The sequence below is a fragment of the Arthrobacter sp. SO3 genome (genome assembly GCF_020532825.1).
In the GTDB taxonomy this organism is placed as follows: Bacteria; Actinomycetota; Actinomycetes; order Actinomycetales; family Micrococcaceae; genus Arthrobacter.
Window position 1 is genome coordinate 18239 of the sequence record NZ_MQTS01000042.1, and the last position, 18381, is coordinate 36619.

Sequence of the window (18381 nt, forward strand, 5' to 3'; positions counted from 1 at the left end):
CTGTGGGGGTGTCCCGGCCGGTGGCGGCGCCGGGCCGGGACCTGACCGCGGCGTGCTCTTGACGCGGTCCGGGCCACACGGGTAAACAGGGGCCATCCCGGTGTCGTCGCGGGGGTCACGACCGCAGAACAAACGCGGGCAGCGCGGGGACCGTCATTCTGAACCATGGCGGAGCAGCGGAGTGGGGTGTGAGCGATGACCGGATTAGTAGCCCTCCGCTTCGTGGCGCTCGGCTGGGCAGGCTTCGCCGCCGCGGAAGCAGGGATTGCGGACGAGTGGGGGTACTACTTCGGGGTCTTCGTGATTGTGCTGGCCCAGTGCGCCGGTGTTCCGCTTCCCGCCGTGGCCGTCCTGCTTGGGGCCTACGCCTCGGCGCGCCACGGAGATCTGAACCTTGCTGCGGTTATCGCGGTCGGCAGCCTGGGCGCCATGCTCGGGAGCACCGTTGGCTACGTATTGGGGCGGGTGGGAGGCCGTCCGTTGCTGCTGCGACTTGCACAGCGCTTCCACGCCGACGAGAAACGCATCGCCCAACTGGAGTCGTTCTTCGATCGGCACGGCGGCGCAGCGTTGTTCTTCGGCCGCTGGGTCATTGTCGTCCGGCTCTGGGGCGCCATTGCCGCGGGGGCTGCCAGGATGCCGTGGCCCAAGTTCCTGCTGTGGAACATCACAGGGTCCATTGCCTGGGTCGCGAGCCTCAGCGTTCTCGCCTACCTGGCCGGGGCGCTGGCCCAAGCCATCGGTGACGCGCTCGACATCGGCGGCTGGGTGCTGGTCCCCGTCGTCGTGCTTGGCCTGGTGGTCCTCTGGCGCCGGCGCAGACGCCGGAAGCTCAAGTCAGCGGAAGGCTCAGGGGACGGTGTGCCCGGCGCCGAATGAAGCCCGCCGGATGACAGGGGTTGGGCACGGTGGCATGCTGGTGCCATGTGTGGACGCTACGTGATGGCCCGGGCCGTCGGGGACCTGCTGGCCGAGTTTGACGCCGAACTCGAGGACGAGGTTGCGATTCCGCTGTCGTGGAACGTGGCTCCGACGGCGGATGTGCCGATCCTGCTGGAACGGCTGGTGGACGGGGAACCGGTCCGCCAGCTCCATATTGCCCGGTGGGGCCTGGTGCCCTCCTGGGCCAAGGATCCGGGAATCGGTTCGAAGATGATCAATGCCCGCAGCGAGAGTGTGCTGGAGAAGCCGGCGTTCCGGAAGGCCACCCGTTCCCGGCGCTGCGCCGTCCCGGCCGATGGCTATTACGAGTGGAAGGGTGAAGGCCGCGGCAAACAGCCCTATTACGTGCACCCAAGGAACGGCCACCCGATGGTCTTCGCCGGACTCTACGAATGGTGGAAGGACCCGTCCAAGGCCGAGGGCGACCCGGAGCGCTGGCTGCTCTCGACGTCGATCATGACCACCGACTCGCCGCCGGAGGGTTACGCCGGGGGAATGCTGGCCGAACTCACGGCCCTGCACGACAGGGTGCCGCTCCCGATGGACCGCGGGACGATGCAGGCGTGGCTGGACCCGCAGGCCGACGATGCCGCCGGACTCGTGGACCTGGTCCGGGCCGGGGCGCATGATGTAGCGGAGGGCTGGACGATCGACGCCGTCGGCACCGCCGTCGGGAACGTCAGAAACGACTCCCCGGAGCTCATCCAGCCGGTGGGGAGCCTGTTTTAGCCTGGTGCCCATCGCGCCGGGCGGCAGCGCCGCGTTGAGGGTGAACGGATGTAACGGGCGGTAACCCTTGGTGGTACGGGAGTCCTCGGCCGCGCCATCGCCGCGGGCCCCGCGTCGCTGCGGATCGGACCCTGCGGGAATGTTCGTACGTTGTTGCGGATGCTGCGTGGTGCCGCCGACAGACGCCGGCACCACCGCTGCTTCCTGGCACACCGGCTCGAATAGGCGTGCCGCCGTGTACTCCAGTCACGTTAGCCGCGCGAACGGGAACCTCAACAGGGTCGTTGTGCCCTAGGTCACACCGGGTGCGGCATTGTTGGGTGACGGCGATGGGGCTGAGCTGATCAGCGGAGAGCGCGGGAGCCGAGCAAGCCGCAAACCTACGCTTCCCCGAGCACGGCCCCGAGTTGGGCACGCCGGCCGTGCAGATAATCTTCAATGTCCACGATCCTATGGAGTTCGATCGTCTCGGGCTCCACGACGCCAGTATGGCAAACCCCTGGGGCCGGACACGCCGACCGCTGGTCAGAGCGTGACTTTGCCGCCGCCGTCGACCGCCCAGCTGGGATTGAAGGCAATTTCCCAGCGGTAGCCGTCCGGGTCGGCGAAATACCCGGTGTAGCCGCCCCAGGGCTGTGTCTTCGGCGCGGCGACAATGGCGGCTCCGGCGGAACCGGCCTCGGCCATCACCGAGTCGACTTCCGCAGCGCTGCCCAGGTTGTGGCTCAGCGTGATGGACGGACTGGCGGTAGGGGGATCGGTGGCGGCTTCGGCCTGCATCTGCCCGGTGTCCCAGAGCGAGAGGATGAGGCCGTGATTGGCCTGAATAAAGAGGACCTCGCCCCGGACTTCACGTTGGACGGGCCAGCCCAGGCCATCGACGTAGAAACGGCGCGAGGCATCGACGCTGTGGACACCCAGTGAAATTAGATCGACTCGTGGCTGCATCTTTCGATACTGTCATGGACATGTCCTCAAATCACCAAGACGAAAAAGCTGCCAAAGCCGACCGGGAACAGCTCGCCGCCGTGCGAATTGCTGTTGACGAGGTGGACGAGCAGATCGTGTCGCTGATCGGCCGCCGCGAGCGCCTGATCCGGATCGCCGGAACCCTGAAAGCGGACAGCGCCGAGGTGCGGGCCCCCGGGCGCGTGGAGCGCGTTATCGAACACGTCCGCGCCACCGCGGAACAGAAGGACATCGACGTCGACCTCGTTGAGAAGACCTACCGGGCAATGATCGACGCGTTCATCACGCTCGAGCTGGAAGTCTACAAAGCCAGCTCGTAGGGCCGGAGGCCTAGAGGGCTTCCTCTACCGGGACGTTGGCCTGGTAGTCGCGGCCGTCGCAGTCGCTGAACGCCGTCATGAGGTGGCCCTTGGCCAGGCCCATGACCGTGCTGAGCGGAAAGTTCCCGGTAATGGTGCTGCCGGAGTGCTCCACACCCTTGAGGTCAAAATTCTCCTCCGTGCCGTCGTGGCTGAAGCAGTAGAAGGACACGGCCTCCCCGTTCATGAACTCGATCCCCATTCGTCGCTGGTGGGAATGATCCGGGGTTGCTGCCAACAGCCCCACCACGTAGGCGCCCTGGCCGGGGATATTTCCGTCTATATCGAACTTCGCCACCAAGGACGTGTCCTCGGCGGCGATGCTTACGTGCTTGAGAAGTGCGTTATGGGAGCTCATGGCTCAATCCTGCTACCTGTGCCTGCGTCCGTCCACCCCTGATCTAGGTTTTGCCCCGGCACCGTCGTAGACTGGAGTTGTTCGAATATGTGTTCGAATACTTGCCTGCTGTTTTGGTACAGCGGGTTATTTCAGATGGTGTGGTCCGGGAGGCACGATGGGCATGTTCAGCGAGTCGGTGGACGTCGCCTGCACACCTGCCGGCCAGCCGCTGGAGCTCGACTGGGCCGGCCGCCGTTACACCGTCTGCGCGGAACCGGTGCGCTGGTACGAGCGGCGCCAATGGTGGGCGGAAGAACAGCGGGCGCCGCTGGGCAGCGGCCCTGGGCTGGTGGACCATGAGATCTGGCGGGTCCAGGTGCGCCCGGCGGATTCCGCCAACACGGAAAGTCCCCTCACCCTTGATCTCACCCGGCATGTGGGCAGCGGGCGCTGGCGGCTGCTGCGGATCCATGACGCCCTGCTACCAGTCCGGAAGCCCGAATCAGCATGAGCTTCACACATCTCCATGTCTCCACCGCCTTCAGCGCCCACTACGGGGTCTCCTGGCCGGAGGAGCTGGCGGCCGCCGCGGCCGCGGACGGGGCGACGGCGCTCGCCTGCACGGACCGCGACGGTCTCTACGGCACGGTCAAGCACCTGAAGGCCTGCATGGCCGCGGGGCTGGACCCCGTCGTCGGGGTGGACCTAGCGGTCTTTGACGACGACGGCGACCTCCGCACCCAGGTGGGGGGACGCGTCGTCGTGCTGGCCCACGGGCACAACAACGGCGCAGGCTACCGGGCGCTGTGCCGGTTGATCTCCGATGCGCATGCCCGCACCACGGGCAAGGCCGGGGGAGCGGTGCCCGTGGCCGTGACCCGGGCCGAGCTGGCCTCCCGTACCCTGCACCCGGAAACCCTCAAACCGGTGCTGACCGTCCTGGTCGGGCCGGACTCCGACGTTGGACGGGCCATGGGCGGACGTCGCTACCTGCGCCCCCGCACCCTGTTCAAACGCTGGCTCGACACCATGCCGCCCGGAACCATCGCCGCCGAGGTGGTCAGCCAGCTCAGCCCGCCCGGGGAACCGCTCAGCACCGCCCACGCGGTGCGGATGCTCAAGCTCGCCGCCGAACACGGGGTTCCGGCAGTGCTGAGCAATGCCGTGCGGTATGTCGCCGAGGACGGGGCCGCCACCGCGGACGTGCTGGATTCCGCCCGCACCCTGAAATCGCTCCCCGAGCTCTCCGCCGCCCCGCTGCTCCAGCCCAACGGGCAGGGCTGGCTCAAATCCGCGGCGCTGATGCTCCAGCTGGGCAAGGAGATCATGCATTCCGCCGGGTACGGCGCCGCCGACCTCAAAAGCCTGATGGCGCAGACCGAGGCGCTCGCGGACCGTTGCCGGGTCGATCCGGTGACGGACATGGGCTGGAAACAGCCCGTAGTGCCGGAAGCCTCGGTGATCGGCATCGCCGGGGACGCCCTCGTTGAACTCACGCAGCGCTGCGAAGCTGGCATCAGCAGGCGGTTCCCGGGGATCATCGGAAAGCCCGCCGAGGAGCTGCGCTCGCGGCTGGACCACGAGTTGCGGATCATCGACAGCCTGGGCTTCGCCGCGTACTTCCTGACCGTGGCGGAAGTTTCCCGGATGATCCTGGACATGGGGGTAAGGGCGGCGGCCCGCGGCTCGGGGGCCTCCAGCCTGGTCAACTACCTGATCGACGTCAGCCAGGTGAACCCGCTGCAGCACGACCTCATCTTCGAGCGCTTCCTCTCCCGGGACCGCGCCACCCTGCCGGACATCGACATCGACGTCGAAAGCGCCGAACGGCACAACGTATACCGGAAGATCTTTGAGCGCTTCGGCTCCGAGCGCGTCACGCTGATGAGCATGCAAAACGGCTACCGCGCTCGCGGTGCCGTACGGGACGCCGGCCTGGCGCTCGGCATGGAGGAAGCCGAAATCGGGGACATCGCCAAGCAGCTGTGGCGTTTCTCGGCCCGGAACTTCCGCGAGGCACTCGAGGAAAAGCCCGAGCTGAAGGAGTTCGCCGGACGGGTGGGGCAGCGTGGTTTCAGTGAAAACCAGCAGCTGGACCTGCTGGTGGACCTGACCGAACGGTTGGACCGGCTGCCGCGGCATATCTCCATGCACCCCTGCGGGGTCATCCTGGGGGACGCCACCCTGCTGGATCGTACCCCCGTGCAGCCCAGCGGCCTGGGCCTGCCGATGAGCCAGTTCGACAAACACGACATGGACCCGATGGGCATGCTCAAACTCGATGTCCTCGGCGTCCGGATGCAAAGCGCCATGGCTTTCGCCGTCCGCGAGGTGATCCGCCTGCATCCCTCCAAAGCCGAGGTCGTGGCAGCGGGTGCCCACCCGGTGGGGCCGGACGGCGCGGGGCCGGACTACATCGCCGAGAACGGCCTGATCGACCTCAACGCCGTACCGCTCGACGACGAACCCACCTATGAGCTGATCCGCAGCACCCACACCCTGGGCTGCTTCCAGATCGAATCCCCCGGGCAGCGCGAGCTCATCGGCAAACTCGCCCCCCGGGAGTTCAACGACCTCATCATCGACATTTCCCTTTTCCGGCCGGGCCCGATGAAATCGGACATGGTCCGGCCCTTCCTGGAGCACCGGCACGGCTTCGCCCCGGAGGCCTACCCGCACCCGGACCTCAAACCCGTGCTCAAGGAAACGCACGGCGTCACCGTCTTCCATGAACAGATCCTGAAGACCTTCGACGTCATGACCGGATGCGGGCTGGCACGGGCCGACGAATTCCGCCGCGCCCTCGGCCACGAGGTGCTGGAAGGAAAGGTGGAGGAATTCTTCCGCAAGGAGTCCAGGGCCCGTCGCTTCAGCCCCGCAGTGGTGGACAAGGTCTGGGGGACGCTTAAGGCCTTCGGCAGCTTCGGGTTCTGCAAAGCCCACGGCGCCGCCTTTGCCGTGCCCACCTACCAGTCGGCCTGGCTCAAGACCCACCACCCGGAGGCCTTCCTCGCCGGGCTGTGGGAACACGATCCGGGCATGTATCCCAAGCGGCTCCTGGTCGCCGAGGCCCGGCGGCTCGGCATCCCGATCCTGCCGCTGGACATCAACCGGAGCCACGCCGAGTACCGGGTGGAACGTGTGGACACCGGCCCGGACCGCGGCAAGCTGGGCATCCGGCTGAGCCTGAACGGCATCTACGGTCTCTCCGGAACCGAGCTGAAAAGGATCGTGGCGGGACAGCCCTATGACTCGCTCGCGGACCTGCGGGCCAGGTCCCGGCTGAGCAAACCGAGCATCCAGCGGCTGGCCCAGCTCGGCGCCTTCGACTCCCTGCACCGGGCCGCCGGCGGGACCGCCAACCGTGCCGACCTTGTGCATCACCTGCAGACCCTGCAAAGCCGGCCGCAGCGCAAAGGCCTCGACGTGATCGAGGGGCAGCTGTCGCTGCCGCTGGGCGACGTTGAACTGAAGAACCTCAAGGCGGGGCTGCCCGAACCCACCCTGGTGGACACCGTCCGGGCCGAGCTGGACCTGATGGCCGTGGATGTCAGCGACCACCTGATGGCCAGCCACCGGCCGCTGCTGGACCGGCTCGGTGTCACCACCGCGGACAAGCTGCTGGGGTTGCGCAACGGCACCGAAGTGCTGGTCGCCGGAGTCCGGGTCGCCACCCAGACGCCACCCATGCGGGGAGGCCGCCGCGTGGTGTTCATCAGCATCGACGACGGCACCGGCTGTGTGGACTCGGTGTTCTTCCATGAGGCCCAGGAGCTGGCCGGACCGCTGCTGTTCGGCACCCGGCTGCTGCTGATCCGGGGGACCACCCGGCGGACGGGGCCGCGGGGGATCAGCATCAGCGCCAGCATGGCCTGGGACCTGAGCTGCACCGGAACCCTGCCGTTCCCGGTCCCGGCCTCCGGGATCCCGGAAGACCGGGAACAGGATCCGCCGGGCCCGCTGGACGGCATCAGCCGCAACCTCGCCATCACCGGGCTGGGCGGCTGAACGGCGCGTTGGTTGGCCCCTGCAGAAACCGATAGCATGGACGAGGCTGGCTGTGGTCCCCGTACGCCACAAGCTACGAAGCCTTAACCTTGAATAGGAGACACCCGTGTCAGATGCCCAGCAGATCACCCTTCTCGTCGATGGCGAAGAGACCAAGGTGGCTACCGGGACCACCGGCGCGGAACTCTTTTTTGAGCGCCGCGACGTCGTAGTGGCCCGGGTCAACGGCGAGCTGAAGGATTTGGACCAGCCGCTGCCTGAGGACGCCACGATCGAGGGCGTCACCATCGATACCCCTGACGGCCTCAACGTCCTGCGCCACTCCGCCGCCCACGTCATGGCCCAGGCCGTGCAGCAGCTGCGCCCCGACGCCAAGCTCGGCATTGGCCCGTACATCACCGACGGCTTCTACTTCGATTTCGACGTCGAGGAGCCGTTCACGCCGGAAGACCTGAAGGCCCTGGAAAAGATGATGCAAAAGATCATCAACCAGAACCAGAAGTTTGTCCGCCGCGTGGTCACCGAGGACGAGGCCCGCGAGGCGATGAAGGACGAGCCGTACAAGCTCGAACTGATCGGCCTCAAAGGCGCCGGCTCCGACGCCGACGGCTCCAGCGTTGAGGTGGGCGGCGGCGAGCTGAGCATCTACGACAACGTGGAGCGCAAGGAAGGCACAACCGTCTGGTGCGACCTGTGCCGCGGCCCGCACCTGCCCAACACCAAGCTGATCTCCAACGCTTTCGCGCTCACCCGCTCCTCCGCGGCGTACTGGCGCGGCAGCGAGAAAAACAAGCAGCTGCAGCGCATCTACGGCACCGCCTGGCCCACCAAGGAAGCCCTCAAGGCCTACCAGGAGCGGATTGCCGAGGCCGAGCGCCGCGACCACCGCAAGCTTGGCGCGGAACTGGACCTGTTCTCCTTCCCGGACGAGCTGGGCTCCGGGCTCCCGGTCTTCCACCCCAAGGGCGGCATCATCCGCAAGGCGATGGAGGACTACTCCCGCCAGCGGCACGTCGAGGCCGGCTACGAATTCGTCTACACCCCGCACATCACCAAGGGCCACCTCTACGAGGTCTCCGGCCACCTGGACTGGTACCGGGAGGGCATGTTCCCCCCGATGCACATCGACGCGGAGCTCAACGAGGACGGCACCGTCCGCAAGCCCGGCCAGGACTATTACCTGAAGCCGATGAACTGCCCGATGCACAACCTCATTTTCCGCTCCCGAGGCCGGTCCTACCGCGAACTGCCGCTGCGGCTGTTCGAATTCGGTTCCGTCTACCGCTATGAGAAGTCCGGCGTCGTGCACGGCCTCACCCGGGTGCGCGGCATGACCCAGGATGATGCCCATATCTACTGCACCCGCGATCAGATGAAGGGCGAGCTCACCAAGACGCTCAACTTTGTGCTCGCACTGCTCAAGGACTACGGCCTGAACGACTTCTACCTGGAGCTCTCCACCAAGGACCCGGAAAAGTCCGTGGGCTCGGACGAGATCTGGGAGGAAGCCACCCAGACCCTCGCCGAGGTCGCCGAGGAATCCGGCCTGGACCTGGTCCCGGATCCGGGCGGCGCCGCGTTCTACGGTCCGAAGATCTCGGTGCAGGCCCGCGACGCGATCGGCCGGACCTGGCAGATGTCCACCATCCAGCTGGACTTCAACCTGCCCGAGCGCTTCGAACTCGAGTTCCAGGCCGCGGACGGGACCCGCCAGCGCCCGGTCATGATCCACCGTGCCCTGTTCGGATCGATCGAACGCTTCATGGGCGTCCTGACGGAGCACTACGCCGGCGCTTTCCCGGCCTGGCTGGCTCCGGTCCAGGTGGTCGGCGTACCGGTGGCGGAGGCGTTCAACGACTACATGTTCGACGTCGTCGGTCAGCTCAAGGCCGCAGGCATCCGCGCCGAGGTGGACATTTCCTCGGACCGTTTCCCGAAGAAGATCCGCACCGCGAGCAAGGACAAAATCCCCTTCGTGCTGATTGCCGGGGGCGACGACGCCGAAGCCGGCGCCGTGTCGTTCCGCTTCCGTGACGGCAGCCAGGACAACGGCGTACCGGTGGCCGAGGCCGTCCAGCGTATCGTGGACGCCGTCCGTAACCGGACCAGCTAGCGGACAGGGAAGAACCAGGCATGCAGGAAACCACAGGGGCCGTTCCGGAGTATCCGGGGGACGACGGCGTGACCGACGACTTTGGCCTGGCCGGGGTGCCGGACGCGTTCCAGCGCCTGTGGACCCCGCACCGGATGGCCTACATCAAGGGCGGGCAACACCAGTTCAAGAACGTGGACGACTGTCCGTTCTGCGTGGCGCCGGAACGCGAGGACGACGATTCACTGATCGTCTACCGCGGACGGACCAGCTACGTGGTGCTGAACCTGTTCCCGTACAACCCGGGCCACCTGCTGGTCTGCCCGTACCGGCACATCCCTGACTACACGGACCTCACCGTGGAGGAAACGGCCGAATTCGCCGAGCTGACCCAGACGGCGATGCGGGTGCTGCGCAAGGTCGCCAACCCGACCGGCTTCAACCTCGGGATGAACCAGGGCGTGACCGGCGGCGCCGGGATCGCCGGGCACCTGCACCAGCACGTCGTGCCGCGCTGGGGCGGGGACGGGAACTTCTTCCCGATCATCGCCCAGACCAAGGCCATCACGCAGACGCTGGGCGAGGTCCGCCAGCAGGTGGCGGACGCCTGGCCCCAGGCGAACGACTCGGGGCAGGCGACCGCCGGGGCGACGGATGCTGAATAGGCACGCGCGCGGTTTCTTCACCGCACTGTTCACCCCCCTTGCCCGGTGGCTGCTGCGGATCGGTGTCTCCCCGGATGCCGTGACCATCGTCGGGACGCTCGGTGTTGTGGTCGGGGCCCTGGTGTTCTACCCGCTGGGCCAGCTCTGGTGGGGAACCCTCTTCATCACCGCGTTCATCTTCTCCGACGTCATCGACGGCATCATGGCACGGATGCAAAAGGGCGGCGGCCGCTGGGGCAACTTCCTCGATTCCACCCTGGACCGGGTGGCCGACGGCGCATTGTTCGCCGGCGTCGCGGTCTGGTTCTTCACCGGAGGGGCGAACACCGCCATCGCGATCGCCGCCGTGGTCTGCCTGGTCCTGGGCATGGTGGTGTCCTACGCCCGTGCCAAGGCCGAGGCGCTGGGCTTCGAAGCAAACGTGGGCATCGCCGAGCGCGCCGAACGGCTCGTGTCAGTGCTGGTGGTCACCGGCTTCACCGGACTGGGGCTGCCCACGGTGGTGCTTTTCGTGACGCTGGGCCTCCTTGCGGCTGCGAGCCTCGTGACCGTCATTCAGCGCATCATAACGGTGCGCCGCCAGTCGCTCGAGGAGACCGAGGGCACGGCCACTGAACAGGCCGCCTGAGCGGGCAGCTTCGCCGGGTCCCACGCCTGTAACCGGAATTCAGCCCGGCCGCGGCGGGGGACTAGTATTAGCTTTACCGGCCAATGGATCCGGTAATCCGGTGTGCGCGAAGCGGCATTTGTCTGCCGTCCGCGCTCCGGCGAGGTCATCTATCTACCCATAGGGGTTTTTGTGTCTACACCTGATGTAAGCAGCGAAGCCGGCGCGTCCGCGAAAAGCGTTACGGGCAGCAACCGCGTCAAGCGCGGCATGGCGGAGATGCTCAAGGGCGGCGTCATCATGGACGTCGTCAACGTCGAGCAGGCCCTCATTGCCGAGGATGCCGGCGCCGTGGCAGTCATGGCGCTGGAACGCGTTCCCGCCGACATTCGCGCCCAGGGCGGCGTGTCCCGGATGTCGGATCCGGACATGATCGAAGCGATCATCGCCGCCGTGTCCATCCCGGTCATGGCGAAGGTCCGGATCGGCCACTTCGTCGAGGCCCAGGTCATCCAGACCCTTGGGGTGGACTACATCGACGAGTCCGAGGTCCTGACCCCGGCCGACTACGCCAACCACATCGACAAGTGGAACTTCACGATTCCCTTCGTCTGCGGCGCCACGAACCTTGGTGAGGCCCTGCGCCGCATCAACGAGGGCGCGGCCATGATCCGCTCCAAGGGCGAGGCCGGCACGGGCGACGTCTCCAACGCCACCACGCACATGCGCCAGATCCGTGCGGAGATCAAGCGGCTCGCCGGCATGGCCGAGGATGAGCTCTACGTCGCCGCCAAGGAGCTGCAGGCACCGTACGAACTGGTCAAGGAAGTTGCCATCACCGGCAAGCTCCCGGTCGTGCTGTTCACCGCCGGCGGCATCGCCACCCCGGCCGACGCCGCCATGATGATGCAGCTCGGCGCCGACGGTGTCTTCGTCGGCTCCGGCATCTTCAAGTCCGGCAACCCGGCCCAGCGTGCCAAGGCCGTCGTGAAGGCGACCACCTTCTTCGACGACCCGGACGAGATCGCCAAGGCCTCCCGCGGCCTGGGCGAGGCCATGGTCGGCATCAACGTGGACGAAATCCCGCAGCCGCACCGCCTCGCCGAGCGCGGCTGGTAACTCGCGCTCTAGGGGCGCCAAACGGCGTGATCCTCTGCGTGCTATTCCCCGCGCCCGCTATGGCCGCTTCGCGGCGAGCGGGGGCGCGGGGCCCCTTTTACGCACGCTGCCGGATCACACCGCCCGGCGCCTTGCGCTTTTAATTGAACGAGTCCGGCCCGCCACCTCTCCAGGTGGCGGGCCGGCGTCGTTTCTTTAACAGCTGTTAGTTCAGGCCGCGGCGCTTGAGCAGGGGTTCGAGTTCGGCGTCGCGGCCGCGGAAGGCACGGAAGGAATCCAGCGGGTCGCGGCTGTTGCCCCGGGAGAGCAGTTCGGCGCGGAAGAAGTCGCCGTTGGCCCGGGTGAGGCCGCCGTTCTCCTTGAACCATCCCACTGTCTCGGCGTCGAGCACTTCACTCCAGATGTAGGAGTAGTAGCCCGCGGCGTAGCCGGCGCCGGCAAAGATGTGCTGGAAGTAGCCGGTGCGGTAGCGTGGCGGGATCAGGTGGTGGGCCACACCGGCCGCGGCCAGCGCTTTGGCCTCGAACTCCAGGACATCCTCAGGCACTTCGGTGCTGTCCAGCACATGCCAGGCGAGGTCCAGCAGGGCAGCGCCCAGGTATTCGGTGGTGCCGAAGCCCTCGCCCCAGAGCTGGGCGGCGTCGAGTTTGTCCACGACCTCCTGCGGCAGCGCCTCGCCGGTGGCGTGGTGGCGGGCGTAGTTGGCGAGGACCTCCGGCCACATGATCCACATTTCGTTCACCTGCGAGGGGTACTCCACGAAGTCCCGCGGCACGGCGGTGCCGGAGAAGCGCGGGTACGTGACCGCGGAGAACAGGCCGTGCAGGGCATGGCCGAATTCGTGGAACGTGGTGCGGAGCTCATCGAGGGTCAGGAGCGTGGGTTCCCCGGCCGGAGGCTTGGAGATGTTGAGGTTGTTGATCACTACAGGCCGGGTGTTGAGCAGTCCGGACTGTTCCACGAGGGAGTTCATCCAGGCCCCGCCGCGTTTGGATTCGCGGGTGTAGTAGTCGCCCAGGAACAGGCCCAGTTCGGTCCCGTCGGCGTTGCGGACCTCCCAGACGCGCACGTCCGGGTGGTAGCCGGTGAGGTCGGTGCGTTCGTGGAACGTGATGCCGTAGAGCGCGTTCGCGGCGAAGAACACGCCGTCGTTGAGGACGCGGTCCAGCTCGAAGTAGGGGCGCAGGGCCTGCTCGTCCACGGCGTAGCGTTCGCGTTTGACCTTGGCCGAGTAGAAGGCCCAGTCCCAGGCCTCGAGGGGATGCCCGGCAATTTCGGCCAGTGCTTCGGCCTCGGCGTCGGCATTGCGGACCGCTGCCGGCGCGAGCCGGTTCATCATGGTCTGCACGGCCGCGAAGTCCGGGGCGGTCTGCTGGTCCACGGTGAGTTCGGCGTAGTTGGCGAAGCCCAGCAGCGTGGCTTTCCCGGCGCGGAGCCGGACCATGTCCTTGACCAGGTCCAGGACGTCGAGGCCGCTGCCGTCGCTGCCGCGGCCGATGGACGCCTCGTACAGGCGGCGGCGCACGTCCCGGTTTTCCAGGGCGGCGAGGGCGGGCTGGTTGCTGGGCTGGATCAGGGTGAGCAGGAACTTGCCCTCGTGGCCGGCGGTGCGGGCGGCTTCCGCGGCGCTGGCAACATCATCCGCGGGCAGCCCGGCGAGCTCGGCGGCGTCGTCGAGAAGCAGTGCAGCGGATTTCATGGCTTCCTTGACCCGCTGGCCGAACTCCGTTCCGAGCCGGGAGAGCTCGGCGTTGACGGCCTTGAGCCGTTCCTGGCCGGCGCCGTCGAGCTGGATTCCGGACTGGCGGAACTCCTTGAGGTACTCGTCCACGAGACGGGCGGATTCGGCGTCGAGCCGGTCGGTGTTGATCGCGGCGAACCGCTCGAACAGCCGCCGGTTGAGGTAGACGGCGTCCTGATGGGCGGAGAAGCGCGGGGACAGTGTGGTTTCGAGGTCGCGGATGGGATCCGAGGCGTCGGCCGAGACCAGGGTGAAGAAGGAAGCGGCCGCGCGCTGCAGGAGCTGTCCGGACGTCTCCATGGCCAGCGCGGTGTTTTCGAACGAGGCCGGCTCCGGCGTGTCCACGATTGCCTGGATTTCAGCGAGGTGCTCGGCGAGGCCGGCGTCCACGGCTTCGGCGTAATGCCCGTCGGTGATGTCCGCGAACGGCGGCAGGCCGAAAGGCAGGGGGCTGGGGCTCATCAGGGGATTGGTCATGAAATAACTCTTTCATGTAACGGGATGAGTCTCAATGGTCTGCTGGGCGTGTTGTGACCGCTGCCACCGTAGGATGGGCGCCATGCCTACGATCACCCCCACGTTGCGCGGCCGTCTGTTCGCCGCCGCCGCAGCGCTCTTCCTCGTGGCCACCACGGCTTCCTGCGGCGCCGGCGCCCGCCCGGAAACCGGCGCCCCGGCGGCGCCGGCAGACACCGGGAGCAGCCCCGGGACGGCAGCGGCGCAGAGTCCGGGAACGACGGCGGCAGCGTCGCCGTCGGGCACCCCGTCGCCGTCGCCGACCGCTTCGCCGACACCGGGGAAGGGTCCGGCCTGCGCGGCCGTCCGCTGCACCTCGGTACTGGTCACCGGGGACATGCTGGTCAATGCCCAGCTCTGGGAGCAGGCCCGCACCGACGCCATGGCCGCCGGCGCCAAGGGCCTGGACTTCGGCCCGATCCTCGAGGGCCAGCGCCGGTACATCGACAAGAGCGACCTCGCGGTCTGCCATCTGGAAACGCCCGTGGCGGTTCCAGGCGGCCCCTTTTCCGCCTATCCTTCGTTCAACGTTCCGCCGCAGATCACCACGGCTGTCCAGCAGGTCGGCTACCAGGCCTGCACCACCGCGAGCAACCACACCGTTGACCGCGGCACTGCAGGGCTGCTCCGCACCCTGGACGCGCTCGACGCCGCCGGGCTGCAGCACACCGGCTCCTACCGGAGCGAGGAGGATGCCCGGGGCATCATGATCCTGCCGACCGCCGGGGCGAAAATTGCCGTGATCGATGCGACCTACGGGCTGAACGGGCAGCTCCCCGAGGCGGCCTGGCAGGTGGACATGCTCGACCCGGAGGTCATGATCGCCAAGGCCAAAAAAGCCCGCGCCCTGGGCGCGGACATCGTACTCGGCGCCATGCACGCCGGGGACGAGTACTCCAGCGCGCCCAACGCCGAGCAGGAAAGCGCCGCCCACGCTCTCGCGGACAGCGGCCAGTTCACCATGATCTACGGCCACCACACGCACTCGGTGCTCCCGATCGAGCAGTACAAAGGGACCTGGATCGCCTATGGCCTGGGCAACGGAATCACCGAACTCTCGCCGGACTATGTGGTGAACAACGAGGGCCTGCTGCTCAGGGCCCAGTTCAGCCAGGACGCCGCCGGGAAGTGGGCCGCGTCCGACCTGGCCTGGGCGCCGTCGGTGATGGTCCGCGGACCCTACCGCTGGTGTTCCGTGGCAGCAGACGCCCCGCAGGGCCCCTGCGCCGGCGCAGCAGCCGACGCGGCCACCCGCCAGCGCACCCGGACCGTGGTCGAGTCGATGGGGGCCGCGGCTGCGGGCGCCCACGAGTTGCTCATCACCAGGGAACGCTAGGGTTTGCCGGAAGGACGCCGGAGATCCGGCCAGCATCTTTGAGGACCTGCGGATCTTGCCCTGACAACAACCGGCGCATACCGTGGTGATGACGCGAGGGGCCTGAGGGGCCGGCTCCTGTCACCACCGGACCGGAGGCTTTCGTGGGCAGACTATCGACGGCGGACCTGGAAACCCGGAGCGGGACCTTCCCGAACGGCATGGACTACCTGAGCCTGGGCAACGGCGCGAAAAACCTCCTCTTCATCCAGGGCGGCCCCGGGAGCACCGTTCCCCAGGGGATGCTGCGCCGGATGCTCCGGCGGCAGTTCACCCCCCTTTTCCAGGCCGGCTACTCCGTCTGGATTGTCACCCGGCGCCGGGGGATGCCGCCGGGGCACAGAGTCGCCGACATGGCGGATGACTATGCGCAGCTGATCGCCGATGAGTTCGGCGGGCGCGTGGACATTGTCGTGGCGGAGTCGTTCGGCGGCATGATCGGCCAGTATCTGGCCGCGCGGCATCCCGAATCCTTCGACCACATGGCCATGGTGGTCACCGCTGCGGAGCTGAGCGACTGGGGCAAGGACGTCGATTCCCGGATGGCGCAGGCCCTCGCCGACGGGGACACGGACGGGGCCGGAATGGTCTTCGCCGAGTATCTGATCCCGAATGAGCGGCTGCGCTGGCTCCGGGGGCTGCTCGGACCGGTGATCAGCCGCCTGCTGCTGACCGGGGGCGGCTATCCGCTGGAGGACGTTTTGACCGAAGTCGAGGCAGAGGTCGGATTTAATTCCCGGACGGTGCTCCCGCTCATCCGGCGGCCTGTGCTGCTGCTGTGCGGGGGGTCGGATCAGTTCTTTCCGCAGGACGTTGCACGTGAGACCGCCGGGCTCATCCCGGACTGCACCCTCATCTGGTACGAGGGGAAGGGCCATGTCCGGGCAGCCTCAAGCAGCCGCATAGCCCGGGACGTCCTCGCGTTCATAGGTCCTGGCTGAACGGCGCCGTGGCTAGGGCGTGGCGAAAATGTCGGTGTGGCCGATTGCGGCCTGGCCCGGCTCCCGGCGGGCGGCCAGCCAGCCGTCGACTTCTTCCGGTGTCAGCTCCTGTGTCTCCAAAGCGGCTGCGGCGATGCCGGTGGCGAGTTCGTGCCGGAGATCCGGATCATCCGGTCCGAGCAGCCAGGGCGAGCCGGCGGTGTGCACGGCGTAACCGCGCGCCTCGAGCAGCCCGGACAGCACAGCCGCGGCGCGCGGGCCGGTAGCCGGACCGAAGCCTTTGTCCCACTGCTGGTGGCTGTTGAACGCGCGAAGCACACGCCCGTCCTGCGGGTGGGGTGGCTGCCATTCCTGCCGGCCGTCGTAGCTCAGGACGGTGTAGAGCGGCAGCCCGGCCGCGCCGAGGGCGGCCGTGAAAAGCTCCAGCCACGGCTCCGAAACCAGGTCGAACAGTGCGGCGGCCGTGACAAGATCAGGCGCCGGCGTCAGCACTTGCGCCAGCTCACGGGTGAGGTCAGCCTCGACGAAGCTGACGTTGACGTGCTTGTGGTCCTTGCGCAGCCGGAGGAGGGCGCCCTCGGTCCGGCTGTCGTCAGCCCACTCGACCAGGCGGTGCCGGGCCAAAGTCAGCAGCTGCGCGTCGTAGTCCACCAGCCGCCAGGACTGGTGGTCCGGCAGGAACTTCGCGGTGCCCCGCAGATTGGACCCGGAACCGCAGCCCAGATCCACCACGCTGACGTGACTGCGTGCCGCGAAGTGGGCAGCCATCTGCTGTTCCAGATCCGCATCCCGGGCCCGGTGGTCGGCCGGTTCGCGCAGTGCCAGCCACTCCGGGCTGAAAGCGCTCATGCCGCGTGCTCCGGGAGCAACCGGGCAACGGCGCGCACGGCGCCAGCGACCCGGCTGGCCGTGTCGGACCAGAGCGGAAGAGTCTGCCCGGCCGCCCAGGAGCGCTCCCCGAGGATGGCGAGTTGCTGCGGACCGGTCATGAGCAGACGGAGCGCGGTGCCGAGGGCGAGCGGGTCACCGGGCGGGACCTTGACGGCCGCTTCGTCCGGCACCGTCTCGGCGGCGGCCCCGCCGGTGGTGCAGATAATCGGCAGGCCGTGGGACATGGCCTCGGCCAATGCCATGCCGTAGCCCTCATAGAGGGAGGGCATGACGAAGAGGTCGCTGGAATGGTAGGCGGCGTCGAGTTCATCTGCCGTCAGGACACCGGCAAATGTGACCCGCTCGGCAAGGCCGTGGGTCTCGACGAGGGCTGCCACGCGGGTGTGCTCGACCGGGTTCCGGTGCGTCTCACCGGCGATGGTGAGGTGCCAGTCCAGATCAGTCAGCTGGGAAAGTGCCGAGGCAAGGACGCCATAGGCCTTGCGCGGGGAGACTGATCCGACGCAGAACAGTTCCGCCCCGCGCGTGCGGCCGGAACCTTCTGCGCGGCGCGCTGGGAGTGTCCCCGGACGGGCGACCGTGATCTTTCCGGCCGGGACGCCGTAGTCGCGGGTCAGCGTCCGGGCTGTCATTGCGCTGGTGGCAATCACGTGCGCTGCACATGCCAGGGCGTGGCGCTCGGTTGTCTCAAGCAACCGGCGTTCGTCTTCCTGGAGCCCGGATTCCAGTGCCAGTGGGTGGTGGACGAGGGCCACGATCCGATGGCCGGTCCCTTGTCGCAACCTCTCGAGCAGCGTGTCCGGGAACGCGCCGAACGCGAGTCCGTCCACCAGGACGGTGGCCCGGTCGTGAAGCGACCCGAGGAGGCCCCTGGTGTGTTCAACGTCAGCTGCGGTGGGAGTCGGCCACGAGCCCGGGAGCTGAAGGTGCTGCACCCGGATGCCGGAGCCAGGCAGGTGCGCCAGGAGGCTGCGATCGTAGGCGTAGCCGCCGGTGGGCGCTGAGAGGTCGCCCGGGATGGCGAAAACCAGTTCGGGATCTGGATCGGCAACCATGGCGGACTCCATTTCGAGCGACGGTTATGCGA

Annotated in this window: 16 protein-coding genes; 11 read left to right on the top strand and 5 right to left on the bottom strand. The window is 67.6% G+C overall.

Annotation, left to right across the window (positions count from 1 at the left end):
- Window positions 1-195: 195 nt before the first annotated feature.
- Both BJQ90_RS04895 and BJQ90_RS04900 read left to right on the top strand, forming a co-directional pair.
- Window positions 196-879 carry a DedA family protein gene (locus BJQ90_RS04895; protein ID WP_226759181.1) on the top strand — a complete coding sequence of 228 codons (684 nt, stop codon included), beginning with the start codon at window positions 196-198 and terminating at the stop codon, window positions 877-879.
- A 45-nt stretch (window positions 880-924) separates the two neighbouring features.
- On the top strand, window positions 925-1671 hold the full coding sequence (locus tag BJQ90_RS04900; protein ID WP_226759182.1) for an SOS response-associated peptidase: 747 nt from the start codon (window positions 925-927) through the stop codon (window positions 1669-1671).
- A gap of 525 nt (window positions 1672-2196) precedes the next feature.
- Here BJQ90_RS04900 and BJQ90_RS04905 read toward each other — a convergent pair.
- Window positions 2197-2619 (bottom strand): VOC family protein, encoded by a 423-nt coding sequence (locus tag BJQ90_RS04905; protein ID WP_226759183.1) that lies wholly within the window; start codon window positions 2617-2619, stop codon window positions 2197-2199.
- Window positions 2620-2633: 14 nt separating this feature from the next.
- Here BJQ90_RS04905 and BJQ90_RS04910 point away from each other — a divergent pair, with 14 nt between their 5' ends.
- On the top strand, window positions 2634-2960 hold the full coding sequence (locus tag BJQ90_RS04910) for a chorismate mutase (protein ID WP_226759214.1): 327 nt from the start codon (window positions 2634-2636) through the stop codon (window positions 2958-2960).
- Window positions 2961-2970: 10 nt separating this feature from the next.
- Here the strand turns inward: BJQ90_RS04910 and BJQ90_RS04915 are convergent, their stop codons facing one another.
- Complete coding sequence (locus BJQ90_RS04915; RefSeq protein WP_226759184.1) at window positions 2971-3357, bottom strand: hypothetical protein; 387 nt, start codon at window positions 3355-3357, stop codon at window positions 2971-2973.
- 157 nt (window positions 3358-3514) lie between these two features.
- Here BJQ90_RS04915 and BJQ90_RS04920 point away from each other — a divergent pair, with 157 nt between their 5' ends.
- The 6 genes from BJQ90_RS04920 to pdxS all read left to right on the top strand — a co-directional run bounded on the left by BJQ90_RS04920 (window position 3515) and on the right by pdxS (window position 11830).
- On the top strand, window positions 3515-3850 hold the full coding sequence (locus tag BJQ90_RS04920) for a DUF6504 family protein (RefSeq protein ID WP_226759185.1): 336 nt from the start codon (window positions 3515-3517) through the stop codon (window positions 3848-3850).
- Entirely contained in the window at window positions 3847-7347 is a 3501-nt protein-coding gene (locus BJQ90_RS04925) for a DNA polymerase III subunit alpha (protein ID WP_226759186.1), read from the top strand. The genes BJQ90_RS04920 and BJQ90_RS04925 overlap by 4 nt, the downstream gene beginning before the upstream one ends.
- A gap of 106 nt (window positions 7348-7453) precedes the next feature.
- Complete coding sequence (gene thrS / locus BJQ90_RS04930; protein ID WP_226759187.1) at window positions 7454-9460, top strand: threonine--tRNA ligase; 2007 nt, start codon at window positions 7454-7456, stop codon at window positions 9458-9460.
- Between the two features lie 20 nt (window positions 9461-9480).
- Window positions 9481-10104 (top strand): HIT family protein, encoded by a 624-nt coding sequence (locus BJQ90_RS04935; RefSeq protein ID WP_226759188.1) that lies wholly within the window; start codon window positions 9481-9483, stop codon window positions 10102-10104.
- The gene (gene pgsA / locus BJQ90_RS04940) at window positions 10094-10732 is read left to right on the top strand and encodes a phosphatidylinositol phosphate synthase (RefSeq protein ID WP_226759189.1); all 639 of its coding nucleotides are present in this window, start codon (window positions 10094-10096) and stop codon (window positions 10730-10732) included. The genes BJQ90_RS04935 and pgsA overlap by 11 nt, the downstream gene beginning before the upstream one ends.
- 171 nt (window positions 10733-10903) lie before the next feature.
- Window positions 10904-11830: a pyridoxal 5'-phosphate synthase lyase subunit PdxS gene (pdxS, locus tag BJQ90_RS04945; RefSeq protein ID WP_226759190.1), complete on the top strand. Its 927-nt coding sequence runs from the start codon at window positions 10904-10906 to the stop codon at window positions 11828-11830.
- 205 nt (window positions 11831-12035) lie between these two features.
- Here the strand turns inward: pdxS and BJQ90_RS04950 are convergent, their stop codons facing one another.
- On the bottom strand, window positions 12036-14048 hold the full coding sequence (locus tag BJQ90_RS04950) for a M3 family metallopeptidase (protein WP_226759191.1): 2013 nt from the start codon (window positions 14046-14048) through the stop codon (window positions 12036-12038).
- Between the two features lie 82 nt (window positions 14049-14130).
- Here BJQ90_RS04950 and BJQ90_RS04955 point away from each other — a divergent pair, with 82 nt between their 5' ends.
- Both BJQ90_RS04955 and BJQ90_RS04960 read left to right on the top strand, forming a co-directional pair.
- Window positions 14131-15423 (top strand): CapA family protein, encoded by a 1293-nt coding sequence (locus BJQ90_RS04955; protein ID WP_226759192.1) that lies wholly within the window; start codon window positions 14131-14133, stop codon window positions 15421-15423.
- 143 nt (window positions 15424-15566) lie between these two features.
- A complete protein-coding gene (locus BJQ90_RS04960) occupies window positions 15567-16403 on the top strand; it encodes an alpha/beta fold hydrolase (RefSeq protein ID WP_226759193.1) in 837 nt (278 codons plus the stop codon).
- Between the two features lie 12 nt (window positions 16404-16415).
- Here the strand turns inward: BJQ90_RS04960 and BJQ90_RS04965 are convergent, their stop codons facing one another.
- Window positions 16416-17252, bottom strand: a complete 837-nt coding sequence (locus BJQ90_RS04965; RefSeq protein ID WP_226759194.1) for a class I SAM-dependent methyltransferase — start codon at window positions 17250-17252, stop codon at window positions 16416-16418.
- The gene (locus BJQ90_RS04970) at window positions 17249-18349 is read right to left on the bottom strand and encodes a glycosyltransferase family 4 protein (RefSeq protein ID WP_226759195.1); all 1101 of its coding nucleotides are present in this window, start codon (window positions 18347-18349) and stop codon (window positions 17249-17251) included. The genes BJQ90_RS04965 and BJQ90_RS04970 overlap by 4 nt, the downstream gene beginning before the upstream one ends.
- Between the last annotated feature and the right edge of the window lie 32 nt (window positions 18350-18381).

Coding starts and splice junctions, on each gene's coding strand:
- BJQ90_RS04895 (WP_226759181.1), top strand. CDS start 196: ATGACCGGATTAGTAGCCCTCCGCTTCGTGGCGCTCGGCTGGGCAGGC.
- BJQ90_RS04900 (WP_226759182.1), top strand. CDS start 925: ATGTGTGGACGCTACGTGATGGCCCGGGCCGTCGGGGACCTGCTGGCC.
- BJQ90_RS04905 (WP_226759183.1), bottom strand. CDS start 2,619: ATGCAGCCACGAGTCGATCTAATTTCACTGGGTGTCCACAGCGTCGAT.
- BJQ90_RS04910 (WP_226759214.1), top strand. CDS start 2,634: ATGGACATGTCCTCAAATCACCAAGACGAAAAAGCTGCCAAAGCCGAC.
- BJQ90_RS04915 (WP_226759184.1), bottom strand. CDS start 3,357: ATGAGCTCCCATAACGCACTTCTCAAGCACGTAAGCATCGCCGCCGAG.
- BJQ90_RS04920 (WP_226759185.1), top strand. CDS start 3,515: ATGGGCATGTTCAGCGAGTCGGTGGACGTCGCCTGCACACCTGCCGGC.
- BJQ90_RS04925 (WP_226759186.1), top strand. CDS start 3,847: ATGAGCTTCACACATCTCCATGTCTCCACCGCCTTCAGCGCCCACTAC.
- BJQ90_RS04935 (WP_226759188.1), top strand. CDS start 9,481: ATGCAGGAAACCACAGGGGCCGTTCCGGAGTATCCGGGGGACGACGGC.
- pgsA (WP_226759189.1), top strand. CDS start 10,094: ATGCTGAATAGGCACGCGCGCGGTTTCTTCACCGCACTGTTCACCCCC.
- BJQ90_RS04950 (WP_226759191.1), bottom strand. CDS start 14,048: ATGACCAATCCCCTGATGAGCCCCAGCCCCCTGCCTTTCGGCCTGCCG.
- BJQ90_RS04955 (WP_226759192.1), top strand. CDS start 14,131: ATGCCTACGATCACCCCCACGTTGCGCGGCCGTCTGTTCGCCGCCGCC.
- BJQ90_RS04965 (WP_226759194.1), bottom strand. CDS start 17,252: ATGAGCGCTTTCAGCCCGGAGTGGCTGGCACTGCGCGAACCGGCCGAC.
- BJQ90_RS04970 (WP_226759195.1), bottom strand. CDS start 18,349: ATGGTTGCCGATCCAGATCCCGAACTGGTTTTCGCCATCCCGGGCGAC.